6 protein-coding genes are annotated in these 10,716 nt (G+C 63.9%); all 6 read left to right on the top strand.

What is annotated here, in order from left to right; genetic code table 11:
* Positions 1-352 precede the first annotated feature (352 nt).
* Positions 353-1,300: a helix-turn-helix transcriptional regulator gene (locus FHS48_RS17875; protein WP_184265592.1), complete on the top strand. Its 948-nt coding sequence runs from the start codon at positions 353-355 to the stop codon at positions 1,298-1,300.
* Between the two features lie 401 nt (positions 1,301-1,701).
* Positions 1,702-3,867: a TonB-dependent receptor gene (locus FHS48_RS17870; RefSeq protein WP_184265589.1), complete on the top strand. Its 2,166-nt coding sequence runs from the start codon at positions 1,702-1,704 to the stop codon at positions 3,865-3,867.
* Between the two features lie 61 nt (positions 3,868-3,928).
* Positions 3,929-5,182: an MFS transporter gene (locus FHS48_RS17865; RefSeq protein WP_184265587.1), complete on the top strand. Its 1,254-nt coding sequence runs from the start codon at positions 3,929-3,931 to the stop codon at positions 5,180-5,182.
* Positions 5,179-8,769: an ABC transporter ATP-binding protein gene (locus tag FHS48_RS17860; RefSeq protein ID WP_184265583.1), complete on the top strand. Its 3,591-nt coding sequence runs from the start codon at positions 5,179-5,181 to the stop codon at positions 8,767-8,769. The genes FHS48_RS17865 and FHS48_RS17860 overlap by 4 nt, the downstream gene beginning before the upstream one ends.
* 55 nt (positions 8,770-8,824) lie before the next feature.
* Positions 8,825-10,219 carry an FAD-binding oxidoreductase gene (locus tag FHS48_RS17855; RefSeq protein ID WP_184265580.1) on the top strand — a complete coding sequence of 465 codons (1,395 nt, stop codon included), beginning with the start codon at positions 8,825-8,827 and terminating at the stop codon, positions 10,217-10,219.
* 14 nt (positions 10,220-10,233) lie between these two features.
* Complete coding sequence (locus FHS48_RS17850) at positions 10,234-10,710, top strand: aspartate 1-decarboxylase (RefSeq protein ID WP_184265577.1); 477 nt, start codon at positions 10,234-10,236, stop codon at positions 10,708-10,710.
* The last annotated feature ends 6 nt before the right edge of the window (positions 10,711-10,716 follow it).

The raw sequence follows: 10,716 nt of genomic DNA, 5'->3' as shown, positions 1-10,716 counted from the left end.
AAATGCGACTGATTCGCATTAACTGATACACAGAAAGCCCTGAGAGCCGGGAAAGCGCTACTCCAAAGACTTTTGTGAAATCGGATTAGGCTTTTGCCGGATTGAACTGCTGGTTTCAGGGGGTGGTGGATTTTAACCGCCGGCTTTCATGACAGATGAAAAATTTATCGGATTTTGCAAAAACAGCGATATATTGCGAATTATTCTTACTTTCAGTGTGGCCGGGCTTGGGCTGCCTGATCTGTGAGGCGACGGGGCGTACAGATCTGTGGGCTGGAGGACAATGATGGGCTGCAAGGCGATGTCGGAACCGGTCGCGCGGCAGGGGGTCCGGGCGTGGAGTCCGGCTGAGATGCCAGAGATTGCCCGGACACTGGGACAAAGGGCAACCGAGGCGGATGCCTCCCCTGCACAGGCGGGGTTTTCACGGGGGCGGCTTCTGGCGCAGGAAGTGCGGCCCGGTCTTCATGCTTCCGGTTTTGATCTGGAATATCTTCAGGATGCCGATCTGACGGTGACGGAACAGAGTTCGATCTTTTGTGGCGTCCTGACGGATGGCGATCCCTCCCGCGTGACCATCGGCGGGCACGGCGATGTTGAGTTGTGCCCCTTAAGTCCGGTGTTGATGGTGTTTGGCTGTGACAGCACCTGCACGGGGCACTTCCGGGCCGGGACCCGTTCAGCCGGGGCCGGGTGCCGGATCAGCCCGGCCTGCCTTGACCGGCTGGCCGGAGAATATGGGATCGAGGCTTTCCGGTCCCTGCTCGGCATGTTGGGGGCGGGGGTGCAGGTCTATCCGTTGCCAGCCTCTCCCCGTCTGGTCGATCTGGCCGGGCAGATGCTGGATACCCCATACTCCGGCCCGCTTCAGAGTATCCATCTGGAGGGATGTGCGCTGTCCATTCTGGCTGAGGCGGCCAGTCTGGTCGCTTCTGTACAGCCGCTGCGGCCGGAGACCCCGGAAGGGGATCTGTCGTTGCGGGAGCTGGAACGGGTGCGGGAGATCCGGCAGATCGTCGAGGACAATATTGTCAGTCCGCCCTGCCTTGGGGAACTCAGCCGCCGGATCGGGATTAACCCGACGACGATGTCCAATCAGTTCCGTCAGGTGTTTGGGCAGACGATTTTTGAATATGTGCGCAACCGTCGTCTGGAACTGGCGCGGACCCTGCTGCGCAGCGGGGATCTGCCGGTATCGCAGGTTGGGTATAAGGTTGGGTTTGGAAATCCGGGGGCGTTTGCGACGGCGTACCGGCGACGGTTTGGGCATCCGCCCAGTCAGGAGCCGACAGGCTCCTGACCTTAATCTTTTTGTTTCTTGGCAGGAGCCGACAGGCTCCTGACCTTAATCTTTTTGTTTCTTGGCAGGAGCCGACAGGCTCCTGACCTTAATCTTTTTGTTTTTTGGCAGGAGCCGACAGGCTCCTGATCCGGTGGTCAGGCTCCTTGACGGGGCCTGATACGGGCGTCTGGTCCTGATGACTGTGCCGTGGTTTCTGCGGCTGCGGCTGGGGGACTGTTCCCGAGGGACGAGCCCGTCGTAGATCCTGTGTTTGCGAATGCGACGCAGATTTGATTCCGCAAATGTCAAATCCGATCACACAAAACCCACGCCGATGGCTCTCGGCGGGAGGCGGTGGCACAAGTCGGATCCAGGAAAATGTATGCACTTGTGTCCGTAAGGAGGATGTTCCTATGGGGATGGGAATGCGGCCTGTGATCCGCGCCATGTTGTTGTGTTCATCGTCGTTTCTGGCCTTTGCGGCTCCCGCTGCGGCCCAGCAGGCTCCGTTACCGGGCGGGGCGCAGCCACCGCAGGCGGCGGCCCCGTCGCTGACCCTGCCGCCGGTGACGGTGACGGCGCTGAAGCGGGTCGAAAGTGCCGAGGATATGGCGGCCAGCGTCACGGTGGTCACGCTGGATGATACTCCGTTCCTTGGGACGGCCATTGACGCCGGAACCGCGATCACCAGAGCGGCCCCGAACGTTCAGTTCGGCGGGTTTGGTCAGCCGGGGAATGACTATGTCAGCATCCGTGGGATCGGTCCCCTGGGGCAGCCGGCCAATTCGCTCGACAATACAGTCGGTTTCTCCACCAACGGTGTCGGAACCAGTGCGTTCGGGTTTCCGCCGTCTCTGCTGGATGTGGATCGGGTGGAAGTGCTGCGTGGCCCGCAGGGCACCCTGTTCGGCCGCAACGCACTGGGTGGAGCCATCAACGTTGTCACCAAACCGGCCGATGGCACCCGGGAGTTCCGCCTGACCGGGGAACTGGGCACCGAAGGGCACGCGATGACCGAGGCCAAAGCCGGGGGCTGGCTGCTGCCGGGCGTTCTGGCCGGGCGTGGCGCCATCCGTTATCAAAAGCTTGACGGTGATATCCCCAACGATATCGCCGGTGGCGATGAAGGCGGATCGCGGCTGGGGGCGGCGCGGGGAACCCTGCGCTTTACACCGAACGACCGCTTCAGCGCCAACTTTGTCACCAGCTATGATCAGGATGAACGGCGCAGCAGTTTCGCCATGCTGCGGGAAGTGGGCGGGTATCCGCGTTCCGGGGCCGATATTATTCCGCTGAATGAACGGGGCCGTTCTGATACCAGTCTGGAAATGTCCTATAAGTTCGATTCTCTGACCCTGACCTCCGTCAGCGGGTATCAGAACATTGAGCTTGATGGCCGTTATGATCTGACCGACGCCAATGTGTTCCGGAAAGCCTATGGCTTCGTTCCGGCCAAGGGCGCCGACCTGACCCTTGTTGACGAAGGGGAGCAGATCATCAATCAGGAGCTGCGGATCAACTCTCCTGAAGATGCCAGAATCTCGTGGGTTGCCGGTCTGAACTATTTCTCGTCGAACTATGACCGTGTCAATGACTCGGTCTCGTCGTTCAGCCCCTACGCCAGTGGTGTGTTTGATACCAAGATTGACTCCCGTACCGTTTCGGCCTTCGGGGATGTGTCGGTCCCGGTCACGGACCGCCTGACCCTGTCGGGGGGCGTCCGGGTTTCCCGCGATGATCAGGATCTGAGCGTGCGCTACACCGGGCGCGGTTTCCCCGGGACGGTTGCCGCCTTCCGGCAGGACAGCAGCATCTCTGACACCTATGTGACCGGGCGGCTGGGGGCATCATATGACTGGACGGATGCCTTCACCACCTATGCCTCGGTTGCGCGTGGCTATGCGTCGGGGGGGTTTGGCCGTTCGACCATCAACGCGGCCATCGGCAAGGACACCACGGCTTTTCAGGCGTCTGAAGGGCTGACCTATGAAACCGGCATCAAGACCAAGATGCTCGGCGGACGGGTCGAGAACACCTTCGGTCTGTTCTACAACGACATTTCCAAGGGGCAATTGGTGTCCTTTGATTCCTCCACCTTCCCGGTGGCGTTCACCTTCGTCAATCAGGACTATGATTCCTATGGTCTGGAATGGGAAGGCCGTGCCCTGCTGACGGAAACCCTGTCTCTGTCCGGTGGGGTCGGCCTGACCAAGTCGAAGCTGAAGAATACCGCCACCAATGCGGCACTGCGGATCCGGGAAGGCAACCGTGTGCCCGGAACGCCGCGTCTGACCGCCAATGCCGAGATCACCTGGGATTTCCTTCAGGACTTCTCCGCCTCGGCCCAGTACCAGTTCGTCGGCTCGCGCAGTGTTGACGTGCAGAACAGCTATGACCTTGCAAGCTACAACATGGTCAACCTGCGGCTGGGATGGGGCGATGAAGACTTCAGCGTCTACACCTTCGCCAATAACCTGCTGGATGAACGCCCTGAGTACAATGGCGCAACCTACTCCGATACCGTCCATTCGGTGGGGGTTGGTCCGGGCCGTGTGATCGGCCTTGGCATCAGCAAGACATTCTAACCTGACCGGCCACCCTGTCCGCCTGCGGATGGGGTGGTCCTGCTTTCCGGAGCCACCCTCCATGTTTGCCTCCTCAACACGGTGTGACCGTGCCGTCCCCGTTTCGCCGCTGGCGCGCAGCCTGCTGGTGATGGGCCTGTTCAGTCTGGTGCAGGGGTTACCCGCGTGGTTTTTTACCCTCGGTCTGCCAGCCCTGATGCGGGACAACGGTGCATCGCTGTCGATGGTCGGACTGACATGGGTGGTGTGGTTGCCGCAGGCCTGCAAAATGCTGTGGGCTCCGCTGTTTGACCGGCCTGTGGTGGCACCGTTCGGCAGCCGCCGCGGGTGGCTGCGGGCCCTGCCGCTTCTGATGGCGGGGACGTTCGCCTGTGTTGCCCTGTTCCCCCCCGATGGACCGCTGTGGCCGCTGCTGGTCCTGTCCCTGATCAGCGCCAGCATTGGGGCAACCTTACAGATTGTCGTCGCCGCCTGGCTGATTGGCACCCTGCCAGCCGAGGGCCGGGCCTGGGCCAATGCCACCGGTGTTGCTGCCACCGTCATTGGCGGAATGCTTGGCGGTGGGGCGATCCTGTCCATTGGCACCCATCTGTCGTGGACCTTCGGCGTTCTGCTGGTTGCCGGTCTGATCGTCCTTCTGTCCTTTCCGGTCTGGCTGCGTGCTGACCGGGGGGACGACGGTGCGGCGGATCAGCAGACCCCGGCCCCCTGTCCGCCGTGGTCGGCGTGGCGGCAGGTGGCGTCCCGTCCGGGGTTTGGCCCGCTGTGTGCGGTCATCCTGTGTTTCGGGGCGGCGGGGGGGGCCGATGTTCTGGTGGCCGCGCTGATGGTGGACCGGGGCTTCAGTGCCGAGCAGACCGGATGGATCCTCGGCACGGTGGCCACCGGATCGGTGATCCCCGCCTCGGCGCTGGTTGGCTGGGCCCTGCGCCGCTGGGGCTGCGGCCCGGTCCTGATTGTTCTCTATGCGGTCAAGGCTGCTGTGTTGCTGGGGCTGGGGCTGTCCGGCCCGTTGCCTGCCGTGGCCGTGGCAGCACTGGCGGTGGTGGATTTCAGCCTCTCCGGTGCCCTGACCGTTGTCACATGGCAACTCTACATGAATGCCGCCTCTGACGGCGGGCAGGCGGCGACCGGTTTCGGCGTCCTGACATCTCTTGATGCCCTGATGCGGTTCGGGGCGGGGATTCTGGCCGGAACCGTCGGCCAGTCCTTTGGCATGCCAACCGCCTTTGCGGTGTCAGCGGCGGCGGCCCTGCTGGCCGGATCCGGTGCCCTGATCCTGCGGCTTTCCTCTTCTGCGGACCAAACGCAATGAAACATCTGCTTTTGCCCCACCGCCCGGCCCTGATCCTGTCAGCCCTGCTGTCGATCGTCGGAACAGCCTGCGGTCTGGTGCCCTATCTGGTGGTCTATGCGGTGGCCATCGAGGCCAGCGGGGGTACCCTGTCAACGGCCTCCGTGCTGGTCTGGGCCGGGATCGCCTTTGCGGCGATTGTCGGGAAGGTCGGTCTGAACACGCTGGCCAATACCCTGTCGCACCGCACCGCGTACCAGTTCCTCTACGAACTGCGCGTGCTGTTGGTGGAAAAGCTCGACCGGGTTCCCCTTGGCCTGTTCAGCACCAAAACGACGGCGGACCTGAAAAAAACCATCAATGAAGACGTGGAGCAGATCGAGGAAGCCATTGCCCACGCCATTCCCGATGTTGCAACCGCTCTGGCGGTCCCGTTCGTTTCGGCGGCCCTGCTGGCGGTGGTGGACTGGCGGCTGGCCCTGCTGGCGTTGGCCATGTTCCCGCTGATCGTGGTGATCTACCCGCTGGCTCTGGCGGCCACCCGCCGTCTGGGGGCGGAATATTCTTCGGCGCTGGTGGCCCTGCATGCCGCAACCCTGGAGTATATTCAGGGCATGCGGGTGATCCGCGCCTTTCTGGCGACCGGGGCCGTTCCCTCTCGCTTTGCCACAGCGGTGGACCGCATGGCGGTGGCGACGTACCGGCTGTCGGAGGCGGCTCTGGCCCCCGGAGCCCTGCTGACGATCGGCCTGCGGGCCAACATTCTGGTGCTTCTGCCAGCCGGGGGGCTGCTGTGGATTGACGGCAGCGTCAGCACTCCGACACTGGTGCTGTTTCTGCTGATGGGGCTGGGCATGAATGCCCCGGCACAGAAGCTGATCATCACCGCCGGAACGTTCGCCATGCGGATGTCCACCGCCGGTAAGGCCATCGCTGCCATTCTGGAAACGCCTGATCTGCCGGTTCCGGCCAGCCCGCAGCGGCCCGAGGGCTACGCGGTTTCCTTCCGCGATGTCTCCTTCCGCTATGGGGAAGAAGAGTCCGGCGGTGTGTCCGGCGTCAGTTTCGATGTTCCGGTTGGCACTGTCACCGCCATCGTCGGGCCGTCCGGGGCCGGAAAAACCACGCTGGCCCGCCTGCTGTGCCGGTTTCATGATGTCAGCACCGGGGCCATCACTCTGGGTGGGGTTGACCTGCGGGCGATGGCCCCACAGGACCTTCTGGCGTCAATCAGTTTCATTCTTCAGGATGCCTGGCTGTTCACCGGAACCATCCGTGACAATATCCGGGCCGGACGTCCTGAGGCCAGCGATGCGGATGTCGCCGAGGCAGCCCGCCGGGCCCGCGTCGATCTGTTTGCCGCCACCCTGCCGCAGGGGCTCGACAGCCCGGTCGGGGAGGGGGGGCGTGGCCTGTCCGGTGGCCAGCGTCAGCGTGTCGCCATCGCCCGGGCCCTGCTGCGGGCCGCGCCGGTGGTGGTGCTGGACGAGGCGACCTCTGCCCTTGACCCGGAAAACGAAGCAGAGGTGATGGAGGCCCTGCGCGAGCTGGCCACAGGGCGGACGGTCATTGCCATTGCCCACCGCCTCAATACCGTGCGGTCTGCGGATCAGATCCTGTATATGGAAGGCGGCCGGGTGGTAGACAGTGGCCCGCATGCGGCTCTGCTGACCCGTTGTCCGGCCTATGCCCGCCTGTGTGACCGCTTTGATGCGGATGAAGGCTGGACCCTGCACGGCGGGATGGAGGCCGAAGCGGTTTCTGTCCCGGAAGCCCTGCCTGCCGCACCGGTGCCACCGGCTGCCGCTTCTTCCGGTGACGATGACAGACTGATCGGTGGGCGGAATGGCTTGGCCATCTTTCTGTCGCTGCTGGGGCCGATGCGGTCGGTTTTGTTGACCCGGGCGCTGCCGTTGCTGTTTCTGGAAGGGCTGTTCATGGGGGCGCCGGTTCTGGCCACTGTTGCTACCCTTCTGGATGGAATGGCAGGTACCCTGACTGCCGCGTCCGTGTGGCTGTATACCGGGCTGGTGCTGGCCAGTTTCGGGATGCAGGGACTGTTCAATGTTCTGGCCCACAGGGTGCTGTGGCGGATTCAGACCACGGCGGCCCCGCGCCTGCAACACCGGATCGGCAATCATCTGCGGCGGGTGCCGCTGGGTGTCCTGACCCGCCGGGAGACCGGGGCGCTGGAAACCCTGATCACCCGGCATGTGACGGAACTGAACATGGTTCTGCCCCCGGCGCAGATGATGCGGGCCGTGGTGGCCCCTCTGGTCAGTCTGGCGGTGCTGGTGGCGGTGGACTGGCGGCTGGCCCTTGCCGTTGTGGCCACCATTCCGGCGTTTCTGCTGGTGGTTTCCTTGAGCGACCGTCTGTACCGGGCCATCTGGAGTGATCTGCTGGCATCGCGGGAAGACCTGTCGGCACGGCTGATTGATCATTTGCAGGGGGTGGCAACCCTGCGGGCCTTTGGCATGGGGGGGCTGCGTCACCGCGCCCTGGCCGTGGCACTGGACCGTCACCGTCAGGTCAGTCTGGCCACCGTTCTGCGGCTGTCACCAACCATGGCGGTCGGGGTGTCCATTCTTGATCTCGGCTTCTGCGCCATTCTGTTGGCCGGGGGGCTGCTGACGGCAGCGGGCAGCCTGTCGCTGCCGCTGTTCCTGCTGGTTCTGGTGGTCGGACTGGTTTTTTATGGTCCGATCATTGATGCCTTTGATCTGGTTGCTGCCCGGCGTCAGCAGGATCAGACCATCCAGCGGATCAGCGAGGTTCTGTCGCTGCCGGTCCTGCCGGAGCCGGTCGCCCCGGCCCTGCCGCCGGGCCTTGACATCACCTTTGACCATGTCGGTTTTTCCTGGACCGGGGACGGGGCCGCTCTGCTGGATGTGTCGCTGAATCTGGCGGCAGGCAGGCTGCATGCGTTCGTCGGGCCGTCCGGGTCGGGAAAGACCACGGCGTTGACCCTGCTGGCCCGCTTTCAGGATGTGGATCAGGGGGCCATCCGCATCGGCGGGGTCGATCTGCGGGCACTGGAAGAGAAGACCCGGGCCGGTCTGTTCTCGATTGTCTTTCAGGACACGTTCCTGTTTGACGACACGGTTGCCGGAAACCTCCGGGTCGCCCGGCCCGGCATCACCGATGCCGAGATGATCGCCGCCGCCACGGCGGCCCGCTGCCACGATTTCATTCTGGCGCTGCCGGAAGGCTATGAGACCCGGGTCGGCGAAGGGGGAGGGCGGCTGTCCGGCGGCGAACGGCAGCGTCTTGCCATTGCCAGGGCCATTCTGAAGGGGGCCCCTGTGGTCCTGCTGGATGAGGCAACCGCCTCGGTGGACCCGGAGACCAGTCACGAGATCCGCGCTGCTCTGGCATCCCTGTGTGCCGGGAAAACCGTGGTGGTGGTGGCTCACCGGTTGTCGTCGGTCCGGCATGCCGACCAGATTGTGGTGTTTGATCAGGGCCGCATTGCCGGTAGCGGCCGGTACGAAGACCTGTTGCGTGACTGTGCCACCTTCCGGCGGCTGGCTGACCGCGAACCGGTCTCCGGCCCGCCGGAGGGCGGCATACCGGAGGCCCGGCAGGTGCCTTCGGTTCCGGCCTGACGGATCCAACAGAAGGGGGGCGGCTGCGCCCTTCTTGACGGAGACTGATAAAAAGATGACCCCAGCATATTCCCCCGCCGCCGTGATGGCTCTGGCGGATGATCTTGACCGTCTGCGTTCCGGGCTGGTGGCACGTCCGCAGACCCCGGACTTTGCCGCCGCCTGCGGGCTGTGGAATGCGGCGGTCATCCATTGGCCGGTTCTCGCCGTGACCCCCGTCACCACAGAAGAAACCGCAGCGGTTGTCAGGGTGGCGGTCCGCCATGGTGTCCCGCTGTCGGTCAAAGGAGGGGGCCATGACTGGGCAGGACGGGCCCTGCGGGATGGTGGACTGGTGATAGACCTCAGCCGCCTGCGGGATATCGCGATCAACCCGGAGGCCCGGACGGCGCGGGTCGGAGGCGGTGTTCTGGCCGGGATGGTTGTCGCCGCTGCCGAGGACCATGGTCTGGTTGCCACCACCGGGACAATCTTTCAGGTCGGTCTGACCGGACTGACCCTTGGCGGTGGATATGGTCTGCTGACCGGGGCCTACGGGCTGGCGCTGGATAATCTGCTGTCGGCCACGGTGGTGATGGCCGATGGGGGGGTGATGACCGCGTCGGCCGGGGAAAACCCCGATCTGTTCTGGGCCCTGCGCGGGGGTGGCGGCAATTTTGGGGTGGTGACGGAACTGACTGTCCGCCTGCATGCCCAGCCACAGGTGCTGTCCGGTGCCTTCCTGTTTACCGGGGCGCAGATCCGCCCGGCGCTGGAAGTCTGGGCAGAGGTCACCGCCACCGCCCCGGCGGAGCTGACGATGATGGCAACCCTGCTGACCGCCGATACCGGTGATGCGGCTGCTGTGCTGATCCCTGTCTGGTGCGGTGATCCCGCCGCAGGGGAAGCCCTGCTGAAACCGCTGGATACACTGGGGACGCCACTGTACCGCGATCTGCGCCTGATGACGTACCGGCAGGCGTTGGGCATGTTCCGGGTGGCGGAGGGGCACCATTATGCGGTCCGGACCCGCAATGCGGCGGATCTGACCACGCCGCTGATTGACACATTGCTCGATGGCCTGTCCCGGCGGACGGTCCCCGGTCAATCCATTGTGCTGCACCGCTTCCACGGAGCCGCCGCCGCTGTCGCCCCCGACGCCACTGCTTTCGGACTGCGGCAACCGCATATCCTGATGGAATTCGTGGCGGGCTGGGATGACAGCGAGACGGCCGGGGCCGCTGGTCACATTGCCTGGGCTGAGGCCCTGTCGCAGGCGGTGGCGAACCATGCGCTGCCCGGCGGATACCCCAATCTGCTGGGACCGGAAGCAAAGGAGCAGTCAAGCGCCGCTTTTGCCGCCAACCGTGACCGTCTTCTGGATCTCAAGCGGCGGTTTGATCCTGATGGCGTGTTCTCTTCCGCCATTTCCCTTCCCGAGCCTGCGCCAGCCCTGTCCCCTCTCTTCTGAAGGACTCCCCGATCATGGAAAAATACGTCCGCGCCAAACTGCACGGGATTACAGTCACCGGAGCGGTGCTCAACTATCACGGATCAATCACCCTTGATCCGCTGCATTGCCGCGAGATCGGCATCCGGCCGATGGAGTTCGTGGATATCTGGAACCGCAATTCCGGAGCCCGGATCAGCACCTATGTGCTGTATGGCGAACCGGGGTCAAAGTGCTGCATCCTGAATGGGGCTGCCGCCCGCACCTGCCAGCCGGGCGATGTGGTCATCATCGCGGCCTCTTCCTATGGCCGGGTGGAGGATGTGATGCGGGACAAACCGCGGGTGCTGATTTTCGACGCTGACAACGCGATCATTGACCGCGTGACCTATGATGTTTTCGTCAACGGGGACGGTGATCTCGATATGCAGGTTCTGGATACGGAGACCGAAGAGTCCCGCCCGGTTCCCATGCCGGGGTCTGTGTCCCGGTTGCAGCCGGTTCCCGCCTAGAGAAGG

The organism is Novispirillum itersonii (assembly GCF_014205675.1).
Classification (GTDB): Bacteria; Pseudomonadota; Alphaproteobacteria; order Rhodospirillales; family Rhodospirillaceae; genus Novispirillum; species Novispirillum itersonii_A.
Note: the sequence above shows the minus strand (reverse complement) of the source record. Positions and strands in the feature narration are given on the sequence as shown.

Bases quoted from the DNA above. Each gene is read 5' to 3' on its own strand.
- FHS48_RS17875 (WP_184265592.1), top strand. From the start codon at position 353: ATGCCAGAGATTGCCCGGACACTGGGACAAAGGGCAACCGAGGCGGAT.
- FHS48_RS17870 (WP_184265589.1), top strand. From the start codon at position 1,702: ATGGGAATGCGGCCTGTGATCCGCGCCATGTTGTTGTGTTCATCGTCG.
- FHS48_RS17865 (WP_184265587.1), top strand. From the start codon at position 3,929: ATGTTTGCCTCCTCAACACGGTGTGACCGTGCCGTCCCCGTTTCGCCG.
- FHS48_RS17860 (WP_184265583.1), top strand. From the start codon at position 5,179: ATGAAACATCTGCTTTTGCCCCACCGCCCGGCCCTGATCCTGTCAGCC.
- FHS48_RS17855 (WP_184265580.1), top strand. From the start codon at position 8,825: ATGACCCCAGCATATTCCCCCGCCGCCGTGATGGCTCTGGCGGATGAT.
- FHS48_RS17850 (WP_184265577.1), top strand. From the start codon at position 10,234: ATGGAAAAATACGTCCGCGCCAAACTGCACGGGATTACAGTCACCGGA.